Raw genomic sequence first — 23,168 nt, forward strand, 5'->3', positions numbered from 1 at the left:
GGAGCGCCAGACGTGGACGGACCATTATCCGGAATACGAGTCGTTGAGCTCGGAACATTGATCGCCGCGCCGTTCGCCGCGCGGCTGTTCGCCGAGTTCGGCGCCGAAGTCATCAAGATCGAGCAGCCCGGCAGCGGCGATCCCTTGCGCACATGGCGCAAGCTGCATCAGGGCACGTCGCTCTGGTGGTATTTGCAATCGCGCAACAAGAAGTCGATCGGCATCGATCTGAAATCGCCCGAGGGCCGCGACGTCGCGCTGCGCCTGGCAGCACAAGCCGATGTCGTGATTGAAAACTTCAAGCCGGGCAGCCTCGAGAAGCTCGGCCTCGGCTGGGACGTGCTGTCGAAGCTCAACCCAAACCTGACACTCGTGCGCATCTCCGGTTACGGGCAGACCGGCCCTTATCGCGACCGCTCCGGCTTTGGCGCCATTGGGGAGGCCATGGGCGGCTTGCGCTTCACTACGGGCGATCCGGACAGTCCGCCGGCGCGCGTCGGCATCAGCGTCGGCGACAGCCTTGCCTCGCTCCATGGCGTGATCGGCGCGCTGATGTCGCTGCTGCGCGTCAAGACGGGGCAGGGGCGCGGGCAGGTGGTCGACGTTTCGCTGTACGAGAGCGTGTTCAACCTGATGGAGAGCCTTGTCCCGGAATACGACCTCATGGGTCATGTCCGGACCCGCACCGGTGGTGCTCTGCCCGGCATCAGCCCGTCCAACACTTATCCGAGCTCTGACGGGCGCCATGTCGTCATCGCGGGCAATAGCGACGCGATCTTCAGGCGTCTGATGCAGGTCGTCGGGCGGCCGGATCTCGCCGACGATCCTCAGCTTGCCAGCAACGACGGGCGCGTCCGCAACAACGCCTTGCTCGATGCCGCCATCACCGCCTGGACCACGCGCCAGACGATGGATGAGATCCTCGCGCGCCTTGATGCTGCCGATGTTCCCGCGGGCCGGATCTATTCGGTTGCTGACATCGTTGACGATCCCCACTACGCCGCCCGCGAGATGATCCTGCCGACCGAGCTGCCGGGCGATGTCACCGTGAAGATGCCGGGCATTGCGCCAAAGCTCTCCGAGACGCCGGGTGCGGTCAGGTGGCCCGGCCCTTCGCTGGGACAGCACACCGACGAGGTGCTCGCGGGTCTCGGCTTGCAGGCGGGCGATATCGCGCAGCTGCGCCGGAGCGGAGCGGTGCAGTGATGGCGATGCCTCCCGATATCATCATCCAGGAAGTCGCTCCGCGCGACGGCCTGCAGATCGAAGCGAAATGGGTCGAGACCGGCAAGAAGATCCAGCTGGTCAATTCGCTCTCGGCAATCGGATTTCGCCGTATCGAGATCTCCTCGTTCGTGTCGCCAGCAGTTGTGCCGTCGCTCCGAGATGCAGCAGAAGTGTTCGCGGGCATCGAGCGTCGTCCGGGCACGATCTACACGGCGCTTATCCCGAACCCGAAGGGTGCCGAGCTGGCGCTGGCGGCGCGCGCCGACGAGCTCAATTTCGTGATGTCGGCGAGCGAGACGCACAATCGCGCCAACATGAACATGACGCATGGGCAGTCCATGGCCGCGCTCGCCGAAATCGTCAAGCCGGCGCATGCGGGCGGCGCGCTGGTCAATGCCACCGTCGCCACCGCGTTCGGCTGTCCCTTCGAGGGGACGCAGCCCTTCGAGCGGGTGCTCGATATCGTCAAACGCTATCTCGCTCTCGGAGTCGACGGCATCACACTTGCCGACACCACGGGCATGGCCAATCCCAATCAGGTGTCGCAACTGGTGGCCGAGGTCCTGATGCTGGTCCCTGTGGACCGGCTCACGCTTCACTTCCACAACACGCGGGGGCTCGGTCTCGTCAACGTTCTCGCGGCCTACGACACCGGCGCACGCCGCTTCGATGCGGCGCTGGGCGGTCTCGGCGGATGCCCGTTTGCACCGGGCGCCACCGGCAATGTCTGCACCGAAGATCTCGTCAACCTCTGCCACGAGATCGGTTTGCGCACCGGTCTCGATCTGCAGCGCCTGATCGATCTCTCGTTCCGGTTGCCTGGGCTGGTCGGGCATGAGGTGCCGGGGCAGGTCGCCAAGGCTGGCCGTCCCCTCGATCTGCATCCCATACCCGAACGTCTGCGGCACTCCGGCTGAGCGACTGCCACCAAAACTCAAAACAAATTGGAGGAAACCATGACGATTGCTACGGCGGCTACCGCCGATCTCGACACTGGAATCACGGAACAGCAAGTCATCAAGAAAATCGCCTGGCGGCTGATGCCGCTGATCATCATCTGCTACTTCTTCGCGTTCTTCGATCGCGTCAACATCGCCTTTGCCAAGTCCGCCTTGCAGACCGATCTCGGCCTCAGCAATACGGCCTACGGATTTGGCGCGAGCCTGTTCGTCGTCGGCTATGTTTTGCTGGAGGTGCCTAGCAACATGTTGCTGTACCGCTTCGGTGCGCGGCGCTGGATCGCGCGCATCATGATCTCCTGGGGCCTTGCGACAGCGGCCATGATTTTCGTCCGGACCGAGTGGCAGTTCTACGCGCTCCGTTTCGTGATCGGCGCCATGGAAGCCGGATTTGCTCCGGGCATTCTCTATTATCTGACGCTCTGGTTTCCCAAATCACACCGCGGACGGATGACATCGGTGTTCTTTCTCGCGACTGCCTTCTCAGGCATCATCGGCGCTCCCATCGCGGGTCTCATCCTCAACTATCTGAATGGGCTGTACGGCCTTGCCGGCTGGCAATGGCTGTTCCTCGCCGGCGGCCTGCCATGTGTTGCTCTGGGTCTGGTCGTGTTGCTTCGCCTCGATGACGGGATCGAGCAGGCGAAGTGGCTGAGCAACGATGAGCGCCGCATGATCTCGTTTCAGCTGGACCGCCAGAACAGCGGGATCGGCGGCCATTCGGCGTGGCGATCTCTGCTCATGCCCGGTGTGCTGCTGCTTGGCTTCATCTACTTCTTGATCCAGATCGCGTCCTATGGACTGAACTTCTGGGCTCCGGACCTGATCAAGGCGGCTGGAGGAGGCAGTGCAGCCGCCGTCGGCTTCCTGACCGCGGTGCCTTACATCTGCGGGGCCATCAGCATGCTGGTCGTCGGGCGCTTGTCCGATGCCTCAGGCGAGCGTCCTAAATTCGTCGCAGGGCTGATTCTCGCGGCCGCAGTCGGATTCTTCGCCACCGGAGCCTTCGACAGGAACGTCGTCACCCTGGTTGCGGCGCTCGCCATTCTCGGTGGCGGCGTGGTCGCGGCCATTCCGACGTTCTGGACGCTGCCGCCGAAGATCCTCGCCGGCGCGGGCGCGGCGAGCGGGATCGCGCTCATCAACACGCTGGGGCAGGTCGGCGGCATCGTCAGCCCGGTCATGGTCGGCTCGGTCAAGGATGCGACCGGCAGCACCACGCCGGCGCTCTACGTCATCGGCGGCTTGTGCGTGCTCTGTGCAGTGCTGTTGCTGACGGTGCTTCCGCGCGACCTGAAGGCCAGCGACGTGGCGGAACCGCACTAGGCGGGGCCGGTGCCGCGTTTGGCCGAATCCTTGCGCCTCAGATGCAGAGGCCGAGCAGCTTGACGTGGCAATTGGTGGCTTTGGGCTTGCCGGTGGGCGTGACCTCGCGTTTCACGGCCACCAGCGGCTCGCTGTCTTTCTTGCCTTTGCCTTTGCCCGGCTTCAGCTCGTAGTCGCCGGCAATCACCATGGCCCAATAGGTGCGCTTGCCGCTGGCATTCTTCGCGCTCGCGATCCCGACGCGGGAGGCGTTGTGCAGCAGCAGGTTCTTGCGGTGCCCGGAGGAATCGATCCACTGGCCGAGCGTCTTTTCAAAGTTGTCGTAGCCGTAGGCGATGTTCTCGGCGGCGCGGCCGGCGCCTGATGGCGCGACGCGCTTGTTGAACGGGCCGAGCGCATCGTGGCTGAGATCGTCCTTGGCTGCCATCGCGCGGGCCTGGTCCATCGCGATGCGGTCAAGCGTTGTGTCGCGCACGACGCGGCCCTCACCATGCTTCAGGCGGAAGCCGGAGATTTGTTCGGCGGCGGACTCCGCAGCCCCCGCAGGCGCGGCCGCCAGCAGCATCAGGCCCGCAATCAGCAACGTCGCGCGGCGCCTCATGGTCCCCCAGCTCGTCATTGTGCCCCAAGTCAGTGCAATCTCCGGCTTCTCTACCGGCATTGTGGACGCTTCAAGGCGCCGCGCGTACCCTGTTCTCTAACCGGTCGGCAGGTCCGCCTCGAAGTTGAAGCGGTCGCGCAGATTCTTGCGCTGCTCCAGGATGTCCTTCAGGAACGCCCGGTCCTGGTCGTTCTTCATCATCGGCTCGATCAGGTCGAGCTGATTCATGGCGACCAGCTGCAGGATTTCGGTACGCGGCTTGCCGCTGGGATCGCGCGGTAGCGCGTGAACGACCTGGATATGTTCCGGCGGCTTTGGCCCCTTGGCAGCCGTCAGCGCGTTGCGGAGCTGGCTCTCGAGGGCAGCCTGATCGGCCTCGACAAAGGCATAGAGCCCGACGCCGGAACGGCGATCGGCGAACGCGACGATGGCGGTGTCACGCACGGCGGGGTTTTGCCGGATCAGCGCGGCCAGCACCGGTGCATCGTTGACGAGACGGCGGCCGCCGCCCTCGCGGTCGGTGAAATTGAACAGGCCGCGGGTGATGGCGCGATAGACCTTCTTGCCGGTGACCAGCCACAGGCTCGCGGCGAAGGATTTCTTCGCCAGGATCTTTCGCTCGCGCGGCGTCAGCGCTTCGGGCGCATAGGACCGCTTGTGCTTGAGCAGATGCCGGAGGTCTTCATAGGCGAGGATTCGATAGAGCCGGCCGCGTCGGTTGAAGCAGGCCGCAAGCTGGAAGTCGGTGACGTAGGCGCGGCCATCACGACCAACGAGCCAGTTCTGCTCCTTGGCGAGATCGTTGTGGCAGATGCCGGCGCGACGCAGCCGGCGCAGCGCCGCCTTGGCCGAACGGAAATAGGCGAGGTCGCCATGCGGCTTTGCCAGATGTAGCGCGACGCCATCGACGAAACCGCGCACCAGCGCGCGGCGGCCGGCCCACAGCAGCTCGGGGCCGACGTTGAGACCTTTGGCGAGCGCCAGCGCGTGCTTCTCGCGTGCGAACAGATGGCGCGCCAGCAGGAACGACCACCACGGCACTTCGTCGAGCCGGCGCAGCACGGCATCGACCTCAACTGTGTCATGCTTGAAGCGGCCGCGCTCGACGGTCGAGAACACGTCGCGCTTGAGCAGCACGCCCTCGGTCCAGCGCGCCGAGAGCATCGCGGCGTCGTCTTTCGGGAGACTCATCAAAAACTCACGCGGCTGCGGCGATGCGCAAATGATCGGCGATCCAGCGATCGAGATCGGCCAGCGCCAATGCGCTCATCGCCTGCTTCTTGGCCACCGTCTTCTCGTTGCCGCGCAGGCGCGTACCGTCGGGCTTCTTGGTGGGGGCGCTTGCGAGCGGCGGGAACAGGCCGAAATTGATGTTCATCGGCTGGAATGAGCGCGTGCCCGGCTCGATGGTCTCGATATGGCCGCCGGTGATGTGGCCGAGCAGGGATCCGAGGGCTGTTGTGATCGGCGGGCTCGCGAGTCGCTCGCCCCGTGCATCGGCCGCCGCATAGAGACCGGCGATCAGGCCGACGCTGGCGGATTCAACATAGCCTTCGCAGCCCGTCATCTGGCCGGCAAAGCGCAGCCGCGGCTGCGCGCGCAGGCGCAACTGGCCGTCGAGCAGCTTCGGCGAGTTGAGGAAGGTGTTGCGATGCAGGCCGCCGAGGCGGGCGAACTCGGCCTTCTCAAGCCCGGGGATGGTGCGGAAGATGCGCTGCTGCTCGCCGTATTTCAGCTTCGTCTGGAAGCCGACGATGTTGTAGAGCGTGCCGAGCCTGTTGTCCTGCCGCAGCTGGACGATCGCGTAAGCCTTCGTCGTGGGATCGTGCGGATTGGTGAGACCGACCGGCTTCATCGGGCCGTGGCGCAACGTCTCGGGGCCGCGCTCCGCCATCACCTCGATCGGCAGGCAGCCGTCGAAATAGGGCGTGTTGGTTTCCCATTCCTTGAACTCGGTCTTCTCGCCGGCAATCAGCGCTGCGACGAAGCCGTCATACTGCTCCTTGGTCATGGGGCAGTTGATGTAGTCGGCACCGGTGCCGCCGGGGCCGACCTTGTCATAGCGCGACTGGAACCAGGCCACCGACATATCGATGGATTCGCGATGCACGATCGGCGCGATGGCGTCGAAGAAGGCGAGGGCATTCTCGTCCGTGAGTTCGCGGATGGCATCGGCCAGCGGGGCCGAGGTGAGGGGCCCGGTCGCGACGATGACGTTGCCCCACTCGGCCGGCGGCAGGCCTTTGATCTCGCCGCGGGCGATCTCGATCAGGGGATGGTCGTTCAACGCCTTGGTGACTGCGGCGGAGAAGCCGTCGCGGTCCACGGCCAGCGCGCCGCCGGCGGGCACCTGGTTGGCGTCGGCCGCGCGCATGATCAGCGAGTCGAGGCGGCGCATCTCGGCATGGAGCAGGCCGACGGCATTGTTGGCGGCGTCGTCCGAGCGGAACGAATTGGAGCAAACGAGCTCGGCAAGCCCGTCGGTGCGATGCGCCTCGGTCATGCGGTCTGGCCGCATCTCGTGCAGCACCACGGGCACGCCGGCCTTGGCCACTTGCCAGGCAGCTTCGGAGCCAGCAAGGCCGGCGCCGATGACGTGCACGGGTTGGGATAGGGGTCCTGTCATGGGGCGGACAGGTAGCGCTTTTCGGCGGTCAGTGGAATCGCCGAGATCGAGTTTTCTGCCACCGGATGCGACAACGCCCGCACGAGGCGGGCGCTATCGGTTCGACCGATGAAGGGCTGAACAGGTTCAGCCCTGGAACTGACCGGCGGCAACGCGCGGGATGTCCGAGCGATCGAGGCCGATGTCGGCCAGTTCGCGATCGCTGAGCTGGGACAGCTCGGAAACATTGCGCTGATAGTCCCGGAAAGCCTGGATCATGCGGATGAGTGAGAGCAGCATTGGTAGTCTCCTGTAGTTCGATTCAGCCCTTGCCCGGGCCTCATCGTTGAAATGAATATAGGTGAGAGAAGTGCAGTGCAAAAGTTCCGATGTTGCGATGCAGCTAAGCGTGAAATGCATGGCGTGGGTAAGAGACGTTTAACCTCTCGGCGCTCCCGCCCAGCAAGTGGGCAAAATCACCGGTCCGTGACGATAACTCCCCGTGAAATCACGGCTTTACCGACCGGTTGACTATTCCGATTGCTGAGGAAATAAGTTGCAGTTCCGTGGTCTGCAAGGCTTTGGCCTAGCCCGAAGATCTAGCTCCGGCATGCGCGAATCGCATGATGGGGGACCCATGAATGTAAATACTTATTCATTTGTTAGCGGTGCGACCCGGCTCCCTCATGCCTCGGAAGTCGCTTCGCCCCGCATGGGGTTCGCAGGGACTTATGATCGCTCAGCGGATTTCAGCTTGATGGTGCGTCGCACACGCTGAACGTGCGATCTTGATTACAGAGTTGTAATGAAAATCAGAAATTTCGCATGCGGCTCTGCGTGGCGCGCAACATCACGCAATTCTCGCGGGGATTTTATTGCGACAAGTTGCCGCGTCGGCAGCAAAGTCAATGTCGCAGATTCCGGCAATGTCGCCGGATCTGTCCCAAGAACAAGAGAAGGAAAGTAACATCATGACGAAGTTACTCGGGGTTATTGCAATTGCCGCCGTCGCACTCGCCGTCGCGCCGGCCCAGGCTGCCAAGCACAGCATGGGCGGCTGCAGCTCGGGCAATCTTGAGAAGACCGAGACCGCGGTCGAGGGAATGCAGGACGGCGACGGCAAGCTGGCCGCGCAGAAGGAAATTGCCTCCGCGCAGGACGCCATGCTCAACGGCAAAATGGGTGCGTGCGGCATGCACCTGAACAAGGCGATGCACGCCACCATGGGCAAGTAAGCGGGTAGGACGACGCAATCCAAGAGAGGGCCGGTCGCCGGGCGATCGGCCCTACGCGTTTTTCTGAGCGCGTCTTACGGGGCGTGCGCGAGCTGGGTGGCGAAATAAGCCACTGTCCTGGAATAGACTTCGCTCTTGTTCCACTGCTGGAGCACCGCGAAGTTCGGGCTGCCCGGCTGCCAATCCTTGCCCTTCTGCCAGCCATAGCCGGCGAGATAATTGGCCGTGGACGCCAGCACGTCGGGTGCGTTGTGCAGGAGGTCACGCTTGCCATTGCCGTCGAAATCGACGGCGTACTTCATCCAGGATGACGGCATGAACTGGGTCTGGCCGAGCTCGCCGGCCCAGGCTCCCTTCATGTCGGCGGGCGCGAGATCGCCGCGCTGGACGATGCGCAGCGCATCCATCAACTCGCCGCGGAACTGCTCGGCGCGCCGGCAGTCATAAGCCAGCGTCGCCAGCGAGCGGATGGTGGCGAACTTGCCGGTGTTGACGCCGAAATCGGTCTCGAGACCCCAGATCGCGACCAGGACTTCGCCCGGCACGCCATAGCTCTGCTCGATGCGCGACAGCACCGATCCGTATTGCTTCATCATGTTGGAGCCGCGCATCATCCGCGGCGGCACCATGCGGCCGGAAAACTCCTCAAAGGTCTGGGTGAAGACCTTTTGCGACTTGTCACGGTTGAGCACGCTCTGGTCCAGCGTAACACCGGCCAGGCCCGCGGTGATGGCCTGTTGCGAGATCCCCTTGGCGGCAGCCTCGGTTTTGAAATCCGTAAGCCAGGCGTCAAAATTGCCCGAGCCGCAAGCGACCGCGGCGAGAGCGGGCTCGACGGACACGATGGAGGCTGAAAGGGCGAGGGCTGCGAGAGCGAGACGAGAAATCGTCAGGGTCATCAGAGGTAATTGATTCCGTGAAGGGATATGACCAACGACAGCAATCTCTGATGTAACCGCGGCCAAAGCAAGGCGTCTGAGAGCAGCCGATCCCGCCAGAGATGAGGGGGATCGGCCGTAATGAGATCGCTTGTCCGTTGACCTATTCTTTATTCCGCCACGGGAAGAGATTGGCCGGGAAGTCGGCCGCCGGCTTGCGCGGACGTTGCGGCGGAGGCGGCACCGGCCGGGCACCGGGCTCGGAGACGATGACCTTGCGGTAGAGATGCCAGGTGGCGTGGCCGAGCAGGGGGATCACGACGGCGAGCCCGAGGAACGCGGGGATCGTGCCGAGTGCGAGCAGCACCGCGACGATCAAGCCCCAGGCCGCCATCGGCACCGGGTTCTTCGCGACGACGCGCAGCGAGGTCACCATCGCCTCGAACGCGCCGGCGTGGCGGTCGAGCATCAGCGGGAATGACACGGCGCTGATGCAGAGCGCCGCGAGCGCGAACAGGAAGCCCGTGCCACAGCCGACCACGATCAGCCACCAGCCCTGCGATGTCGTCAGCACGCGCGTCGCGAAATCCGAGATTCCGGACACGCCCTCGTAGCCGAACGCCGCCACGTAGATTGCCTGCGCGGTCGCGACCCAAGTCACGAACAAGGCGAGCAGAAGGACACCGAGGCCAAGCATGGCGCTGAAGGACGGCGAGCGCAGCACTTCCATGGCGTCCCAGGCGCTGGCTTCTTCATAGCGTTCGCGACGGCTGGAGAGCTCGTAGAGGCCGAGCGCTGCGAACGGGCCGATCAGGGCGAAGCCCGCGGCGAGCGGAAACAGCAGTGGAATGACCGAATAGCCCATTGCCACGCGGGCGATCACCAGGCCGAGCACCGGATAGATCACGCACAGAATGATTGCGTGGCTTGGAACGGCCTTGAAATCTTCCCAGCCGCGCTTGAGCGCGTCATGCAGGTCGGACAATTGGATGGTTCGGATCACCGGTCCAGCCGCGTCTGCGGTCTGGCCCATCGTGGGGACATTGCCCTGATAGAGTGTGGCCATGGTCGGCTTGCTCCCTTGTCACGCAGCCGAATTCGGCGCCGACAACGGCGCAAGCGGCCGCTCTTCTGAGTTTCGCGAGTCCAACCAGACGCGAATTCCGGATGGCATCGCGAGCTGAAGAAGAAGCGTACGCCCATTTCCGAGTCCTGTCCCTCACGCTTGGGTGAGATTCGTTGCCGCAGTGCAACCTCGATGACGTCATCCTGTCGTCATTTCGCCGCAGATAAGCTCATGCTGTTTGTGGTTCGCGGAACTTCGCGGGCGCACCGACGTAAGTTCGTCTATAAGGGCCCACTCAGGGCCTTCCAACGGGATCCTTTTCGGGGAGCAGACATGAGCATTTTCGGGAAAATCATGGGCGCAATTTTCGGCAGCCATACGGCTTCCGCTGCGCCCGCAGGCAGCGCACCCTCGGGCAGTGCGCCAGCCGGGGCCGCACCGGGCGGATCCGCGCCAGCGTCTGCGCCGGCTGCCGCGCCCGCGGCAACGGTGGACGTCGCTGCGATCGTCGACGCGGCCGTCGCTGCTCATAAGGGCGAGAAGCTGGAATGGCGCACCTCGATCGTCGACCTCATGAAAGCGCTCGACGTCGATTCGAGCCTGGCTGCGCGCAAAGATCTCGCCAAGGAGCTCGGCTACACCGGCGACATGAACGACTCCGCCAGCATGAACGTCTGGCTGCACAAGCAGGTGATGTCCAAGCTCGCCGCCAATGGCGGCAAGCTGCCGCCTGAAATCAAGCATTGACCGACGCGCATCGGCCGACGCCAAGCAACTAAAAAAGGGCTCGCGATTTTGCGGGCCCTTTTTCATTCAGGCCACGAGATCCGCATCCTCCGGATGCCTGTCGAGATAATCGACGACGAAGCCGCATCCCGCGATCACCTTTCGGCCGTCGCGGCGGATCAGATCGAGCGCGCCTTTGATCAACTCGGAGGCGATGCCGCGGCCGCGCAGCGCACGCGGCGTCTCGGTGTGGGTGATGACGACAGCCGTCGGCGTCAGCCGGTAATTGGCGAACGCGAGCTCATGACCGGTCCCTTGGCCGACATCGAGTTCAAACCGGCTCATGTCCTTGTTGTCGCGCACCGATGCCGCCATGCCTGATCCTTCCGAAGCCATCCTTGTCTTCTGATCTAGGCGCCTGATCCCGCGTTTGCCAAGGCGCGACCAAGGAGATTGTCGCAGGGGAGATATCTGCAAATTGCGTGACCCTCAAACTCGCCGTCATCGCGAAGAGCGAGATGCTTCCGCAGGGGCAGTCTGGATTGCTTCGCTTCGCTCGCAATGACGGGACTAGACTACGCCTTCACCAGGTCCTGATAGTCCGGATGCTTCTCGATCCACGCCTTCACGAACGGACATTCCGGGATCACCTTCAAGCCAGCGGCGCGGACCTGGTCGAGCGCGCCTTGCACCAGTATTGAACCGACGCCTCTGCCGCCGAGCTCTTTCGGCACGTCGGTATGCTCGAACGTGATGACATTGCCGTCGAGCTTGTAATGCTCGGTCGCGAGGTGGCCTTCCAGTTCCAGCTCGAAGCGGTGATGGGCCCTGTTGTTGATGACGTCACTCATGTCGTCTCCAGTCAGCTCTTTAGCGATTCCGTCAGCATCTTGCGGATCGACCAGGCTTCACCGTCGGAGGAGCCCTTGATGTCGTCGATCTTCCAGCCGCCAGCCTCGCGCACGAAGTCGTAACGCACGATCTGGTCGGCGGGCTTGCGGTCGTTGCGGTGGCCGGTGATGGTCACCGTCAGCGTCGCCTTGTCTGCCTCCGTCTTCTCCGCGTCAACCTTGAACGATTTCACGTCCGGCTCCTGCGAATTGGTGACGGGATCGAAATCGATCGGCCCGACGTCGCCCTTCGGCGTATGCGCGTCCGCCTTGGCCCACAGCGCAACCAGCGCCCTGGAGAGGTATCTGGCCTTTGCTGCCTTATTCTCGGTGACGAAGGCGGCGCCGCCATCGCCCTTGCCCTTGGCGGCGCGCGTGTAGATCGCGGTCAGGATGGCTGCGGGATCGCCGGGGGCAGGCGCTTGAGCGAAGGCGGGCTTGATGGCGGCGAGGAGGGAGGCGGCAATGAAACTGCGGCGGGTGAGCATGGATCGTCCCTGAGATGATGATGCGCGACCACAGGCCGAAATGGCCATGTCAGCGCAGTATCTCAGTAGACCGACGCAGGCGTGACTTGGTTCAATCCGCCGCCCTGGCGAGGCGCGCATCTTCCGGCTGAGGTTTTGGGCGCAGGCAGCCTTGGCAGATGACCAGGGACCGATTGACCCTGGCGTCCTGGTCGGCGTCGATTTCGTCGCGCTCGGGCTGGGCAGCCGTGCGCGTTACGAGCGAGGGGCCGGGAGTAGAACGCGGCTGATTAGGGTCCTGGCCGGCGCCATCCCACGCATAGCGCGCGGGCTTGAATGCGGGAACGGAGGCGAGTTGGGCTTGCGGGGCCACCGCACATCCGGCGAGCGCTAACGTGAGCAGGAGAACGACGGGCGCTTTGACCATGATGCGGTACTCTGTACGCAAGAACTGATGCAGGTTGCGCCGATCATGTTTAAAATTCCCTCAACGCGCGCATGGATGACACCCGGTCGGCGGCCTTGCGAGGTCGTTCTCCATGGCGATAAATGGGCCGCAATAATCGGATGGCGTGCGTGCCATTCGCCGTCCAAGAGGAAGCCCGATGCAGCCGCTCCGCATGTCCCGCCGTGTCATGAATCTCGCTCATATGCTGACGCAGAATGCGCGGCGGCATGGTTCTCGGCCCGGTTTCGTCTGGGGGGACAAATCCTGGACCTGGCGCGAGATAGATGCGCAAGTCTCGGCTCTCGCGGCGGCGCTTGCCGCGCGCGGCATCGCCAAGGGCGACCGCATCCTCGTCCATTCCAAGAATGGCGACGAGATGTTTGTCTCGATGTTCGCGGCATTCCGGCTCGGCGCGGTCTGGGTGCCGACCAATTTCCGCCTGATGGCCGACGAGGTCGCCTATCTTGCGCAGGCCTCGGGTGCGAAAGCGTTTCTGTGCCACGTCGATTTTCCCGAACACGCGGCGGCGGTGAAGGGTGGCGCGCTGGAATTCACCTGGAGCGTCGACGGCAAGGCCTCGTTCGGCGAGACGTCGGTGGCCGACGCCGTCGCCTCGCACGCCGGCACCATGGTCGAGAACGTCGCGGTCGAGCATGACGATCCCTGCTGGTTCTTCTTCACGTCAGGCACCACTGGCCGCTCCAAGGCCGCGGTGCTGACCCATGGCCAGATGGGCTTTGTCGTCACCAACCATCTCGCCGATCTGACGCCGGGCGTGACGGACGCCGACGCGTCGCTGGTGGTGGCGCCGCTGTCGCATGGTGCCGGCGTGCATCAGCTTGTCCAGACCGCGCGCGGCGTGTGCACGGTGCTGCTGCCGAGTGAGAAATTCGATATCGATGAGGCGTTCCGCCTGATCGAAAAGCATCGGGTCGCCAATCTCTTCACCGTGCCGACGATCCTCAAGATGATGGTCGAGCATCCCGCCGCCGACAAATACGATCATTCCTCACTGCGTCACGTGATCTATGCCGGCGCGCCGATGTATCGCGAGGATCAGAAGGCCGCGCTGAACAAGCTCGGCAAGGTCATCGTGCAGTATTTTGGCCTCGGCGAGGTTACCGGCAATATCACCGTGCTGCCGGCAGCGCTGCACGATCCCGAGGACGGGCCGCACGCCAAGATCGGCACCTGCGGATTCGAGCGCACGGGCATGCAGGTCTCGATCCAGGATGACGAGGGCCGCGAACTCCAGGCCAATCAGAGCGGCGAGATCTGCGTGATCGGGCCGGCCGTGCTCGCCGGCTACTATGACAATCCCGAAGCCAATGCGAAGGCATTCCGCAACGGCTGGTTCCGCACCGGCGATCTCGGCCACATGGACGAGGAGGGGTTCCTCTATATCACCGGCCGCGCTTCCGACATGTACATCTCCGGCGGCTCCAACATCTATCCGCGCGAGATCGAGGAGAAGATTTTGACGCATCCCGCGGTTGGCGAGGTCGCCGTGCTCGGCGTGCCCGATGCGACCTGGGGCGAGGTCGGCGTCGCCGTCTGCGTTCCGCGCGAGGGTGCGAAGGCCGTGAGTGAGGCCGAGATGGCAGCGTTTCTGTCGCCGAAGGTGCCGCGCTACAAGATGCCGAAGCGGTTCTTCTTCTGGGAGGCGCTGCCGAAATCCGGCTACGGCAAGGTGCCGAAACGCATGGTGCGCGACGAGCTCGAGGCGCGCGGGCTGCTCGATCTCGACAAGACCAAGACGAACTGAGCGCTCATCATGCGGAGCATCAAGCAGCCGGGCGCGCCGGTCACCGAGCGCATCCAATCGGTGGAGGCGAGGGGGCGCGCCTTGGCGTTCACGCTTCAGGCAGGTCTGCCGCTGCTCGAAGCCGCCAGCCGCGGCCTTGCGGCGGAAGGGTTTGCGAGCGGCGTCCTGAACTTCGGTCGCGGCGCCTTCGCGCCGTTCGGCTATGTGATGCCGGCGCTATCAAAGACCGGCGAGAACGCGGCGTTCTACAGCGACACCTATCGGCCCGCCGGTGTGACGCGCACGAAGCTCGGCAGCATGACGCTGGGATCGCGCCATGGTGCGCCGTTCTTTCATTGCCACGGGCTGTGGACCGAGGCGGACGGCAAGGCGAGCGGCGGTCACATGCTGCCGGACGAGACCATTGTTGCCGAGCCGTTCGAGGTCCAGGCCTTCGGTATCGATGGCGCGATGTTCGCCGCCGAGCCTGACCCCGAGACCAATTTCAAACTGTTCGGACCTGTCCCCGCCACCAGCAGCGGCGCGCATACGACTAGCCGCGCCTTCGCGCTGCGTCTGCGCCCCAACCAGGATTTCGCCGGCTGTCTCGAAGCCTTCTGCAAGGCGCATGGCATTGCGCGCGCAAAGATCCATGGCGGCGTCGGCTCGACCATTGGCGCACGCTTCGCCGATGGCGGCGTGACGGAGCCCTTCGCCACCGAGCTCGCGATGTCAGCCGGGACGATCGCGCCTGATGCATCCGGCGCGCTGGAAGCCGCGCTCGACGTCGCCCTGATCGACTACACCGGCGGCATCGCCGGGGGCCGCCTGATCCGCGGTGACAACCCCGTGCTGATGACAATGGAGTTGGTGCTGGAGGTCTTGGACTAGTCGCCACCGGGGCTTGCTGCGTTCTCCAGATGCCACTTCCATGCGGCCGTCGTTCCTGATATGTTCTGTAGTGGACCTTGGCCGGGGAGGAGCAGCAGGGACATGAGCCGGACACGACGCCGTCAGACCACGCTGCGTGCACCCTACCTCAGGCGCGTCTGGCTCGACCGCGCACAGGTCGAGGATTGGGAAGCCTATCCGTTCTGCCTTCCTGTGTTCCGGGACGAGTTCGACCACAGCTTCGACGCTGCCGTCACAATCATCGTCGGCGAGAACGGGGCCGGGAAGTCGACCATCCTCGAGGGCATAGCCGGCCTGGCCGGCTTTGCCAGCACCGGCGGCCGCAAGGGATTTCGAGAGATCGACGGCGGTGGAATCGAGATCACCGGCGACGAACTGTCGTCTGCGTTGAAGGCTGGGTGGGTGCCGAAGGTGACCGACGGCTGGTTCTTTCGGGCAGAGACATTCTTTTCGGTCGCGCGCTATCTCGATCGCTCGGCCGTGGATGCTGCGACGGCGATGGAAGGTGTATTTGGCGCGAGCGTTCAGGACGCGCCGGACTATCTCTCCTTTTCCCATGGCGAGGGCTTTCTGGTCTTCTTCGAGGAGCGCTGCCAGAAGCAGGGTATCTACATTTTCGATGAGCCGGAATCGGCGCTGTCACCGGCGCGGCAGATGGACTTCCTCAAGCTGCTGCATCGCATGGATCGCTCCGGCAATTGCCAGGTCATCATGGCGACCCATGCGCCGCTGCTGATGGCCTATCCCAACGCGCAACTGTTGCGGCTCGGCAAATATGGCCTCGAGCCTGTTACCGTGGAACAGACCGATCATTACCGGGTGATGCGGGAATTCTGCGCCGACCCGCGCGGTTTCGTGGAGGCAACGCTCGCGGAATAGGCGAGGGACGCAGTATCTCCGTTCGTCATTGCGAGCCAACACCACGGGTTGGCGCGCATCTTCGCCACGGCGGCCACGCCTACGGCACTTTCGATGCCGCGAAATCCCGCAGCTTCACGAAAAAATCCTTCAGGATCGGATTGCGATCGACGTAGGTCACGTAGCGGATCGGATGGCGGCGGCGATCGACGCTCCAGGTCATCTGGTCGGTGAGGACAGGGGCGGGAATAATCACGCTCGGTGCCCAGGTATGATTGAGCAGCCAGCCGACCGGCGCCATGTCCCAGATCTCCTTGGCCCAACCCATATGGTCCGCCGAATATTCCTTGAAGCGCATGGCGAGGAACGCGCCGATGCTGCCGTGCGGTTCGACATAGCGCTCGATCTCCGGCACGGTCGAGTGCAGGCGGGAGGTGACGCCCCTGCACGGCACCAGCACGAGTGGCACGCCACTGTCGAGCAGCACCTGCGCGCCGCCGACGTCCTGCTTGAGATTGAACTCGACGGTATCAGGCCATTCCAGCGCATGGCCGCCGAGCCAGACCACCACGATGCGATCGACGACATCTGGGGCCGTAAGCAGCGCCGAGGCGACGTTGCTGATGGCGCCGATGGCGATGACATAGAGCGGATTGTCAGGCGAGCCCGCGCGCGCCCGGGCCACGAGATCGTCGACGGCGGGTGCTGACCGCGCCGTCTTGCCGGGGCCGACATAATCGGTGACGCCTCGGTGAACCAGGCCGTCAGGCGCGACGCTCAGGCGCTGCAGCAGGCGCAGGATTTCCTGATAGCTCAGCTCCATGCCGTGACCGGGATTGTCCGCGCGCGCATTGAAGAACGGCGCGGCGTAGATCGCCTCGACGTCCAGGCGCTCAGGCGACAGCAGCATCTGCACCAGCGCGAACTGGTCGTCGATCTCGTTATAGGTGTCGGTGTCGAGCACGACACGGACCTTGCCGAACGGTGGCTCCAGCAGTTTGAGGCGGGCTGCATCCGAGAGTGTCATCACCGTCTCCTTGAGCCTTAGCGATTGTGGATCATGCTTTTGCCGGTGTCCGGCAGACCGTATCCGCAATCTCATCCATCTGCGCGAACATGTAATCCGGCGCAAGCGCCCGCAACGCAGCCGGTGCAGCATAACCCCAACTCACCGCACCGCAGGCAACGCCCACCGCGCGTGCCGCCTCGATGTCGCGGACCTCGTCGCCGATCGAGATGACGTTTTGCGGGACCACGCCGGCACGCCGGATCACGCGGCGGAATTTCGCGGGCTTGCCGAACACTGCAGCTGCGCAGTCGAAATGCTGGAACAGTGACGCAACGTCGCCAAGCTTCGCCCGCGCATTGACCTCACTGTCCGACGTCACCAGCGCCAGCTGCACGCCGTTCCTAGCCAGTGTCCGCAGCATCGCATCTGTGCCCGCAAACAACGAAATCTCTGCCGCCGCTTCCCCTTTCAGCCGCCGCGCATGGCGCGCGATCGCCGGCAGCTTCCACAACGGCACCTCGAGCTGGCCAAGGATCTCGCGTGTCGAGGCATGCCGTAGCCCCTCGACATCCTCATCCCCGACGCGCCGAAAGCCGAAGCGGTCGGCGACGTCATTGATGGTGCGCAGGAACCACGGGAAGCTGTCGACGAGGGTGCCGTCGAGGTCGAAGATGGCGAGGGAGTAGGGCATGAAGGCGGAGGGGCGTGGCGCCGGTGATGCTGGATTGATGTCCGCAGAGGTGGCAGATGTCGGAGCTACTGGCAATCCTGGTCGCCAAGTCGATCGTCCGATCACAGCGTCGACTGGTTTGCCCTACTTGATCGTTAGCTTATCGCGGCTTCCGCACGTGAATGTTGATGTCGATGACGTGCGGATGGAGTTCGCGATAGCGGCCTTCGTAGACGCAGATCACCTGCCGTTCGGCGAGAATGGCGTTTCGGAACAGCGTATAGTTTTGGCTCGGCATCGCGGACACCCAAGAGCAGCGTGATGGCCGATCCGAGGCAGCGCCGTTACTCCGCCGCCTCGCTCGTGCTCCGCCGCTTCGGCTTCCTTGCCTTCTTCAACACCGGCTCCAGGAATTTGCCGGTGTAGCTCCGCTGCGCCTTCACGATGTCTTCCGGCGGGCCCCAGGCGACGATCTCGCCGCCGCCATCGCCGCCTTCGGGGCCGAGGTCGATGACCCAGTCGGCGGTCTTGATGACTTCGAGATTGTGCTCGATGACGACGACCGTGTTTCCTTGCGCGACCAGCTCGTGCAGCACTTCCAGCAGCTTCTTGACGTCGTGGAAGTGCAGGCCGGTGGTGGGCTCGTCCAGGATGTAGAGCGTGCGGCCGGTGGCGCGCTTCGAGAGTTCCTTGGCGAGCTTGACGCGCTGGGCTTCGCCGCCCGACAGGGTCGTGGCCTGCTGGCCGACATGGATGTAGTCGAGGCCGACGCGATGGAGCGTCTGGAAGGTTTCGCGCACGCGCGGCACCGCCTTGAAGAACTCGGCGGCTTCCTCGACGGTCATGTCGAGCACGTCGGCGATAGACTTGCCCTTGAACAGGACTTCGAGCGTCTCGCGATTGTAGCGCTTGCCCTTGCAGACGTCGCAGGTGACGTAGACGTCGGGCAGGAAGTGCATCTCGATCTTGATGACGCCGTCGCCCTGGCAGGCCTCGCAGCGGCCGCCCTTGACGTTGAAGGAGAAGCGGCCGGGCTCGTAGCCGCGTGCCTTGGCTTCGGGCAAGCCGGCGAACCATTCGCGGATCGGCGTGAAGGCGCCGGTGTAGGTCGCGGGGTTTGAACGTGGCGTGCGCCCGATCGGCGACTGGTCGATGTCGATGATCTTGTCGATATGCTCGAGACCCTCGATGCGGTCGTGCGGGGCGGCGCCTTCGCTCGCATTGTTCAGCTTGCGGGCAATCGCCTTGTAGAGCGTGTCGATCAGCAGCGTCGACTTGCCGCCGCCGGAGACGCCGGTGACCGCCGTGAACAGGCCGAGTGGAATCTCGGCCGTGACGTTCTTGAGGTTATTGCCGCGCGCGTTCACCACCTTGATGGTACGGCGATGGTTCGGCGGACGGCGCTCCGGCACCTCGACCTCGAGCTCGCCGGTCAGATATTTTCCGGTGAGCGATTTCGGGTTGCGCATGATCTCGGCGGGCGTGCCTTCGGCAATGATGTTGCCGCCGTGCATGCCGGCGCCCGGGCCGATGTCGAGCACGTGGTCGGCGAGCAGGATCGCGTCCTCATCATGCTCGACCACGATCACGGTGTTGCCAAGGTCGCGCAGCCGCTTCAGCGTGTCGAGCAGGCGCGCATTGTCGCGCTGATGCAGGCCGATCGACGGCTCGTCCAGCACATAGAGCACGCCCGTCAGGCCCGAGCCGATCTGCGAGGCCAGGCGGATGCGTTGGCTCTCGCCGCCGGACAGCGTGCCGGAGGAGCGGGAGAGGGTGAGATAGTTGAGGCCGACGTCGAGCAGGAAGGTGAGGCGCTCGCGGATTTCCTTGAGGATGCGACCGGCAATCTCGTTCTGCTGCGTGTTGAGCGCCTCCGGCACGGTCTCGAACCACGCGCCGGCGCCCTTGACAGACATCTCCGAAATCTCGCCGATGTGCTTGCCGCCCACCTTGACGCAGAGCGCTTCGGGCTTCAGCCGGAAACCGTTGCAGGCGCCGCAGGGCACGTCGTGGAAATACTTCGCGAGTTCTTCACGCGCCCACTCGCTCTCGGTTTCCCGGTAGCGGCGGTTGATGTTGGTGATCACGCCCTCGAACGGCTTCTTGGTGTCGTAGGAGCGGACGCCGTCCTCGTAGGAGAACTTGATCTCGTCCTCGCCGGAGCCGTGGAGGATCGCGTTCTGCGTCTTCTTCGGCAGGTCCTTCCACTTGGTGGTCAGCGTGAACTTGTAGTGCTTGCCGAGCGCAGTCAGCGTCTGCACGTAGTAAGGCGACGACGACTTGGCCCAGGGCGCAATCGCGCCCTTGCCGATGGCGAGCTCCCTGTCGGGGATGACGAGGTCCTCGTCGACATGCTGCTCGACGCCGAGGCCGCCGCAGGCTGGGCACGCTCCATAGGGATTGTTGAACGAGAACAGGCGCGGCTCGATCTCGGGGATGGTGAAGCCGGAGACGGGGCAAGCGAACTTTTCCGAGAACAGGATGCGCTCGGGCCCGCTCTTGTCGTGGATCTTTGCGGTCTTCTTTTTCTCTTTCTCTTCGGCGGGCGCAGCCGCGGCCGGTGCATCGGCATACTCGATCACGGCGAGGCCTTCGGCGAGCTTCAGCGCGGTCTCAAAGCTTTCAGCGAGGCGCTGGCCGATATCGGCGCGCACCACGATGCGGTCGACCACGACGTCGATGTCATGCGGGAATTTCTTGTCGAGAACAGGGGCTTCCGCGAGCTCGTAGAAGGTGCCGTCGATCTTGACGCGCTGAAACCCCTTCTTGAGCCATTCGGCGAGCTCCTTGCGGTACTCGCCCTTGCGGCCGCGGACGACCGGCGCGAGCAGATAGAGGCGGGTGCCTTCAGGCAGCGCCAGCACGCGGTCGACCATCTGCGAGACAGTCTGGCTCTCGATCGGAAGTCCCGTGGCGGGTGAATAGGGCACGCCGACGCGCGCCCATAAGAGGCGCATGTAGTCGTAGATCTCGGTGACGGTGCCGACGGTCGAGCGCGGATTCTTCGACGTCGTCTTCTGCTCGATCGAGATCGCCGGCGACAGGCCGTCGATCTGGTCGACATCGGGCTTCTGCATCATCTCGAGGAATTGGCGCGCATAGGCCGACAGGGACTCGACGTAACGACGCTGGCCCTCCGCATAGATGGTGTCGAAAGCGAGTGACGATTTGCCCGAGCCCGACAGGCCGGTGAACACAACGAGCTTGTCGCGGGGAATCTCGACGTCGATGTTCTTGAGGTTGTGCTCGCGCGCGCCACGGATCGTGATTGCGTGCCGGCTCGAGCCTGCGGTCTGCTGTTGGCGCTTCGCCTTGATCACTTCATCCATCCGAGTTGCCCTCAAGGAATCCCAAAGGTGCGCAATCGCGCCGACGTAAAAGGCACGCTTCGCCCGGAACCGGGATCGGCGCCAATGGGTATATGAGCGAACGTAGGAAGAACGGAGGCGGATTTCCAGAGGGACTTGCGAATCGTCAACGGATTGTTGTTGCGCTGGCGGGACTTGGCAGCAGCGGTGGGCGATCGCGACCCGATGGAACGGCAAAAGGCCGGCGCGAGGCCGGCCTTTCGTGTCGATGCGAAGTCGATCGTGACGCCCAGTACGTCAGATCAGCACTCCAGAGATCAGTACTTCGCAACCACCGGGCCGTTGAAGTGATAGTTCACGCCGACCTGCACGGTGTGGAAGTTGACCGTACCGGTAGGAACGGCGCCGAAGTAGGTCTCGCCGCCGAGGCTGCGATAGAGATACTCGCCCTTGACCGACCACTGCGGAGCGAAGAAGGCTTCGACGCCCGCGCCGACAGTCCAACCGGAGTGGAACTTGCTGTCCGAGATCGACGCAGCGCCGAGGGTGGCGGTGATCTTGTTGTCGATCCAGGCATAGCCGCCGGTGCCGTACAGCAGCACGTTGTTGACAGCCCAGCCAATGCGGCCGCGCACGGTGCCCATCGCATCCGTCTTTGAGCTCACGCTGGTCGGGATCGCGCCGAGGCCGGGAACGATCACGACGCCAGCGGCAGAAGCGTTGACGTCAGCCCAGGCGCCATCGGCCTCAACGCCAAACACGACGTTGCCGGTCTGCCAGTTGTAGCCGGCGGTGCCGCCGACGAAGCCGCCCTGCATGCGCGGGGAGTTTGCATCTTCCCAAGCGCCGCCACCGACGACACCGAGGTAGAAGCCGGTCCAGTTATAGACCGAGGCCACGGCGACCGGAGCCTTGGTGTAGTGGCGAGCCGCCAGGTCGGCAGCCGAAGCGGCGCCAGTGAGGGCGATCAGAGCGACCGAAGCCAACAAGATCTTTTTCATTTTCAACCTAATCCCAGTCCCAGTTTCTGTTGTTGCCTTCCGTGCGCCGGAAGGGCAGCGGACGTCTTGGTCCAACTGATGTCGTGCTTACACCACTGAAGCCATAAGTTGTGTCTCCGAAAAGTCACAACAGATACAAAATGTAATACTCGCTGACCTATAGTTCCCCAGTGGGAACACGCAGCAAAAAGGCCGGCGCGAGGCCGGCCTTTGATCTGCGAGCAATTTCAGAGAGATCAGTACTTCGCGATGACCGGGCCGCCCCAGCGATAGTTGATGCGGACGAGACCCATGTCGACGTTCTGGCTGATGCGGTCGGTCTGGAATGCGCCGCCGCCGACAGGTGCGTTGAGCGTGAGCGTCCGATCGCCGAGGAAGATGTGGTCGTATTCGAAGCCCACGGTCCAGTTCGGCGCGAAGCCGAACTCGAGCCCGGCGCCCACCGTGCCACCCCAGCGGGTGTCGCTGCTGGAGGCGAGCAGGGTGCCCGCGCCGACGAAGCCGGGCGCGGTGTAGATGTCGAACTTGTCCGCGACCACGGCGCCGCCGCCCTTCACGTAGAACAGCACGTTGTTCCAAGCATAGCCGATCTGGCCCGTGAACAGGCCGAATGCGTCAATCCTCGATCGGTTACGCTGGGTCAGGATGAAATTGCTGACATTGTCGCCGGAGAAGTCGGCCCAGTTGCCCTGACCTTCGAGGCCGAACACCCAGTTGCCCGATTGCCAGCGATAGCCGACCTGGCCACCGATCGTGCCGCCGGTGGCGTTGTGGCAGCCTTCGGCTCCGAGGAATACACCGCCGCCGAGAACGAGGTTGTCCCAGCATTTGTGGCTCGAACCGCCGCCGCCGTTGATGCCGATGTAGAAGCCGCTCCAATCGTAGATGGTGGCGATCATCGGGGCCGGCGCCTTGGTGTAGGGACGGGCCGCAAGATCCGCGGCACTCGCCGGTGCAGACAAGCCGAGCGCAACAATACCAATTGTACCAAATAGAATTTTCTTCATTGCAGTCTCCCCAGTGTCGTCCGCTTCAGAAGTCCCCCGAAGCGGTCAATCAGGCGCGACGCCCATAAGAACCAATTCCGAGGCAAGCGTAGTCCAAGCGGGAGGGCGAGTCCGTCGCTGGAATGCAACACTCGCTGGTCAACTGACATGCACGTAACCTAATGAATGTTAAAGCATTTTCCGATGTCGTTGGGTTCCAATGCATGGCGACGTGCACAGCGGCACCGGATA

At 63.7% G+C, this 23,168-nt stretch carries 24 protein-coding genes; 8 read left to right on the forward strand and 16 right to left on the reverse strand.

The features are described from left to right. Positions 1-12 precede the first annotated feature (12 nt). Genes JQ631_RS09150 through JQ631_RS09160 form a run of 3 tightly spaced genes read left to right on the forward strand, consistent with a single transcriptional unit; the run spans position 13 to position 3,512 of the window. Positions 13-1,206 carry a CaiB/BaiF CoA transferase family protein gene (locus JQ631_RS09150; RefSeq protein ID WP_212325611.1) on the forward strand — a complete coding sequence of 398 codons (1,194 nt, stop codon included), beginning with the start codon at positions 13-15 and terminating at the stop codon, positions 1,204-1,206. A 5-nt stretch (positions 1,207-1,211) separates the two neighbouring features. Next, positions 1,212-2,144 carry a hydroxymethylglutaryl-CoA lyase gene (locus JQ631_RS09155; RefSeq protein ID WP_212328543.1) on the forward strand — a complete coding sequence of 311 codons (933 nt, stop codon included), beginning with the start codon at positions 1,212-1,214 and terminating at the stop codon, positions 2,142-2,144. 39 nt (positions 2,145-2,183) lie between these two features. Next, positions 2,184-3,512, forward strand: a complete 1,329-nt coding sequence (locus tag JQ631_RS09160) for an MFS transporter (protein ID WP_212325612.1) — start codon at positions 2,184-2,186, stop codon at positions 3,510-3,512. A 37-nt stretch (positions 3,513-3,549) separates the two neighbouring features. On the opposite strand, the gene JQ631_RS09165 is transcribed toward JQ631_RS09160, so the two are convergent. From JQ631_RS09165 to JQ631_RS09180, 4 genes are all read right to left on the reverse strand, one after another. Further along, positions 3,550-4,113: a CAP domain-containing protein gene (locus JQ631_RS09165; RefSeq protein WP_249160220.1), complete on the reverse strand. Its 564-nt coding sequence runs from the start codon at positions 4,111-4,113 to the stop codon at positions 3,550-3,552. Between the two features lie 96 nt (positions 4,114-4,209). Then, positions 4,210-5,304 carry a serine/threonine protein kinase gene (locus JQ631_RS09170; protein ID WP_212325613.1) on the reverse strand — a complete coding sequence of 365 codons (1,095 nt, stop codon included), beginning with the start codon at positions 5,302-5,304 and terminating at the stop codon, positions 4,210-4,212. Between the two features lie 7 nt (positions 5,305-5,311). Beyond that, on the reverse strand, positions 5,312-6,739 hold the full coding sequence (gene trmFO, locus JQ631_RS09175) for a methylenetetrahydrofolate--tRNA-(uracil(54)-C(5))-methyltransferase (FADH(2)-oxidizing) TrmFO (protein WP_212325614.1): 1,428 nt from the start codon (positions 6,737-6,739) through the stop codon (positions 5,312-5,314). A 126-nt stretch (positions 6,740-6,865) separates the two neighbouring features. Further along, on the reverse strand, positions 6,866-7,018 hold the full coding sequence (locus tag JQ631_RS09180) for a DUF1127 domain-containing protein (RefSeq protein ID WP_212325615.1): 153 nt from the start codon (positions 7,016-7,018) through the stop codon (positions 6,866-6,868). 608 nt (positions 7,019-7,626) lie between these two features. Here JQ631_RS09180 and JQ631_RS09185 point away from each other — a divergent pair. Then, on the forward strand, positions 7,627-7,953 hold the full coding sequence (locus JQ631_RS09185) for a hypothetical protein (RefSeq protein ID WP_212325617.1): 327 nt from the start codon (positions 7,627-7,629) through the stop codon (positions 7,951-7,953). 74 nt (positions 7,954-8,027) lie between these two features. Here JQ631_RS09185 and JQ631_RS09190 read toward each other — a convergent pair whose 3' ends face one another. Continuing rightward, entirely contained in the window at positions 8,028-8,852 is an 825-nt protein-coding gene (locus JQ631_RS09190; RefSeq protein WP_212325619.1) for a lytic murein transglycosylase, read from the reverse strand. Positions 8,853-8,994: 142 nt separating this feature from the next. Beyond that, entirely contained in the window at positions 8,995-9,897 is a 903-nt protein-coding gene (locus JQ631_RS09195; RefSeq protein ID WP_212325621.1) for a DUF2189 domain-containing protein, read from the reverse strand. 333 nt (positions 9,898-10,230) lie between these two features. Between JQ631_RS09195 and JQ631_RS09200 the strand changes: the two genes are divergently transcribed. Next, positions 10,231-10,644, forward strand: coding sequence for a DUF3597 domain-containing protein (locus JQ631_RS09200; protein ID WP_212325623.1), 414 nt, complete (start codon positions 10,231-10,233; stop codon positions 10,642-10,644). 66 nt (positions 10,645-10,710) lie between these two features. Here the strand turns inward: JQ631_RS09200 and JQ631_RS09205 are convergent, their stop codons facing one another. The 4 genes from JQ631_RS09205 to JQ631_RS32630 all read right to left on the reverse strand — a co-directional run bounded on the left by JQ631_RS09205 (position 10,711) and on the right by JQ631_RS32630 (position 12,407). Beyond that, on the reverse strand, positions 10,711-10,998 hold the full coding sequence (locus JQ631_RS09205; protein ID WP_212328545.1) for a GNAT family N-acetyltransferase: 288 nt from the start codon (positions 10,996-10,998) through the stop codon (positions 10,711-10,713). Positions 10,999-11,198: 200 nt separating this feature from the next. Further along, positions 11,199-11,474 carry a GNAT family N-acetyltransferase gene (locus JQ631_RS09210; protein WP_212325625.1) on the reverse strand — a complete coding sequence of 92 codons (276 nt, stop codon included), beginning with the start codon at positions 11,472-11,474 and terminating at the stop codon, positions 11,199-11,201. An 11-nt stretch (positions 11,475-11,485) separates the two neighbouring features. Continuing rightward, entirely contained in the window at positions 11,486-12,001 is a 516-nt protein-coding gene (locus JQ631_RS09215; RefSeq protein WP_212325627.1) for a DUF3828 domain-containing protein, read from the reverse strand. Between the two features lie 91 nt (positions 12,002-12,092). Beyond that, entirely contained in the window at positions 12,093-12,407 is a 315-nt protein-coding gene (locus tag JQ631_RS32630; RefSeq protein WP_433995504.1) for a hypothetical protein, read from the reverse strand. Positions 12,408-12,585: 178 nt separating this feature from the next. On the opposite strand from JQ631_RS32630, the gene JQ631_RS09220 reads away from it, so the two are divergent. The 3 genes from JQ631_RS09220 (at position 12,586) to JQ631_RS09230 (ending at position 15,963) form a co-directional block, all read left to right on the forward strand. Continuing rightward, a complete protein-coding gene (locus JQ631_RS09220; RefSeq protein WP_212325629.1) occupies positions 12,586-14,193 on the forward strand; it encodes an acyl-CoA synthetase in 1,608 nt (535 codons plus the stop codon). 9 nt (positions 14,194-14,202) lie between these two features. Continuing rightward, positions 14,203-15,063: a PCC domain-containing protein gene (locus JQ631_RS09225; RefSeq protein WP_212325631.1), complete on the forward strand. Its 861-nt coding sequence runs from the start codon at positions 14,203-14,205 to the stop codon at positions 15,061-15,063. Positions 15,064-15,165: 102 nt separating this feature from the next. Beyond that, positions 15,166-15,963, forward strand: coding sequence for an AAA family ATPase (locus tag JQ631_RS09230; RefSeq protein ID WP_212325633.1), 798 nt, complete (start codon positions 15,166-15,168; stop codon positions 15,961-15,963). 79 nt (positions 15,964-16,042) lie between these two features. Here the strand turns inward: JQ631_RS09230 and JQ631_RS09235 are convergent, their stop codons facing one another. The 6 genes from JQ631_RS09235 to JQ631_RS09260 all read right to left on the reverse strand — a co-directional run bounded on the left by JQ631_RS09235 (position 16,043) and on the right by JQ631_RS09260 (position 22,937). Then, complete coding sequence (locus JQ631_RS09235; RefSeq protein WP_212325635.1) at positions 16,043-16,969, reverse strand: nucleoside hydrolase; 927 nt, start codon at positions 16,967-16,969, stop codon at positions 16,043-16,045. A 31-nt stretch (positions 16,970-17,000) separates the two neighbouring features. Continuing rightward, entirely contained in the window at positions 17,001-17,642 is a 642-nt protein-coding gene (locus JQ631_RS09240) for an HAD-IA family hydrolase (protein WP_212325637.1), read from the reverse strand. A gap of 139 nt (positions 17,643-17,781) precedes the next feature. Then, complete coding sequence (locus tag JQ631_RS09245) at positions 17,782-17,919, reverse strand: hypothetical protein (RefSeq protein WP_212325639.1); 138 nt, start codon at positions 17,917-17,919, stop codon at positions 17,782-17,784. 46 nt (positions 17,920-17,965) lie between these two features. Beyond that, positions 17,966-20,950, reverse strand: coding sequence for an excinuclease ABC subunit UvrA (uvrA, locus tag JQ631_RS09250; RefSeq protein WP_212325641.1), 2,985 nt, complete (start codon positions 20,948-20,950; stop codon positions 17,966-17,968). 296 nt (positions 20,951-21,246) lie between these two features. Continuing rightward, positions 21,247-21,930 (reverse strand): outer membrane protein, encoded by a 684-nt coding sequence (locus JQ631_RS09255; protein WP_212325643.1) that lies wholly within the window; start codon positions 21,928-21,930, stop codon positions 21,247-21,249. A gap of 236 nt (positions 21,931-22,166) precedes the next feature. Then, entirely contained in the window at positions 22,167-22,937 is a 771-nt protein-coding gene (locus JQ631_RS09260; protein WP_212325645.1) for an outer membrane protein, read from the reverse strand. Positions 22,938-23,168 lie beyond the last annotated feature (231 nt).

The organism is Bradyrhizobium manausense (genome assembly GCF_018131105.1).
GTDB classification, from domain to species: domain Bacteria; phylum Pseudomonadota; class Alphaproteobacteria; order Rhizobiales; family Xanthobacteraceae; genus Bradyrhizobium; species Bradyrhizobium manausense_B.

Bases quoted from the DNA above. Each gene is read 5' to 3' on its own strand.
- JQ631_RS09255 (WP_212325643.1), bottom strand. From the start codon at position 21,930: ATGAAAAAGATCTTGTTGGCTTCGGTCGCTCTGATCGCCCTCACTGGC.
- JQ631_RS09160 (WP_212325612.1), top strand. From the start codon at position 2,184: ATGACGATTGCTACGGCGGCTACCGCCGATCTCGACACTGGAATCACG.
- JQ631_RS09240 (WP_212325637.1), bottom strand. From the start codon at position 17,642: ATGCCCTACTCCCTCGCCATCTTCGACCTCGACGGCACCCTCGTCGAC.
- JQ631_RS09235 (WP_212325635.1), bottom strand. From the start codon at position 16,969: ATGACACTCTCGGATGCAGCCCGCCTCAAACTGCTGGAGCCACCGTTC.
- JQ631_RS09245 (WP_212325639.1), bottom strand. From the start codon at position 17,919: ATGCCGAGCCAAAACTATACGCTGTTCCGAAACGCCATTCTCGCCGAA.
- JQ631_RS09155 (WP_212328543.1), top strand. From the start codon at position 1,212: ATGCCTCCCGATATCATCATCCAGGAAGTCGCTCCGCGCGACGGCCTG.
- JQ631_RS09170 (WP_212325613.1), bottom strand. From the start codon at position 5,304: ATGAGTCTCCCGAAAGACGACGCCGCGATGCTCTCGGCGCGCTGGACC.
- JQ631_RS09195 (WP_212325621.1), bottom strand. From the start codon at position 9,897: ATGGCCACACTCTATCAGGGCAATGTCCCCACGATGGGCCAGACCGCA.
- JQ631_RS09205 (WP_212328545.1), bottom strand. From the start codon at position 10,998: ATGGCGGCATCGGTGCGCGACAACAAGGACATGAGCCGGTTTGAACTC.
- JQ631_RS09185 (WP_212325617.1), top strand. From the start codon at position 7,627: ATGTCGCAGATTCCGGCAATGTCGCCGGATCTGTCCCAAGAACAAGAG.
- JQ631_RS09165 (WP_249160220.1), bottom strand. From the start codon at position 4,113: ATGAGGCGCCGCGCGACGTTGCTGATTGCGGGCCTGATGCTGCTGGCG.
- JQ631_RS09230 (WP_212325633.1), top strand. From the start codon at position 15,166: ATGAGCCGGACACGACGCCGTCAGACCACGCTGCGTGCACCCTACCTC.
- JQ631_RS32630 (WP_433995504.1), bottom strand. From the start codon at position 12,407: ATGGTCAAAGCGCCCGTCGTTCTCCTGCTCACGTTAGCGCTCGCCGGA.
- JQ631_RS09260 (WP_212325645.1), bottom strand. From the start codon at position 22,937: ATGAAGAAAATTCTATTTGGTACAATTGGTATTGTTGCGCTCGGCTTG.
- trmFO (WP_212325614.1), bottom strand. From the start codon at position 6,739: ATGACAGGACCCCTATCCCAACCCGTGCACGTCATCGGCGCCGGCCTT.
- JQ631_RS09215 (WP_212325627.1), bottom strand. From the start codon at position 12,001: ATGCTCACCCGCCGCAGTTTCATTGCCGCCTCCCTCCTCGCCGCCATC.
- JQ631_RS09220 (WP_212325629.1), top strand. From the start codon at position 12,586: ATGCAGCCGCTCCGCATGTCCCGCCGTGTCATGAATCTCGCTCATATG.
- JQ631_RS09210 (WP_212325625.1), bottom strand. From the start codon at position 11,474: ATGAGTGACGTCATCAACAACAGGGCCCATCACCGCTTCGAGCTGGAA.
- JQ631_RS09200 (WP_212325623.1), top strand. From the start codon at position 10,231: ATGAGCATTTTCGGGAAAATCATGGGCGCAATTTTCGGCAGCCATACG.
- JQ631_RS09190 (WP_212325619.1), bottom strand. From the start codon at position 8,852: ATGACCCTGACGATTTCTCGTCTCGCTCTCGCAGCCCTCGCCCTTTCA.
- uvrA (WP_212325641.1), bottom strand. From the start codon at position 20,950: ATGGATGAAGTGATCAAGGCGAAGCGCCAACAGCAGACCGCAGGCTCG.
- JQ631_RS09225 (WP_212325631.1), top strand. From the start codon at position 14,203: ATGCGGAGCATCAAGCAGCCGGGCGCGCCGGTCACCGAGCGCATCCAA.
- JQ631_RS09180 (WP_212325615.1), bottom strand. From the start codon at position 7,018: ATGCTGCTCTCACTCATCCGCATGATCCAGGCTTTCCGGGACTATCAG.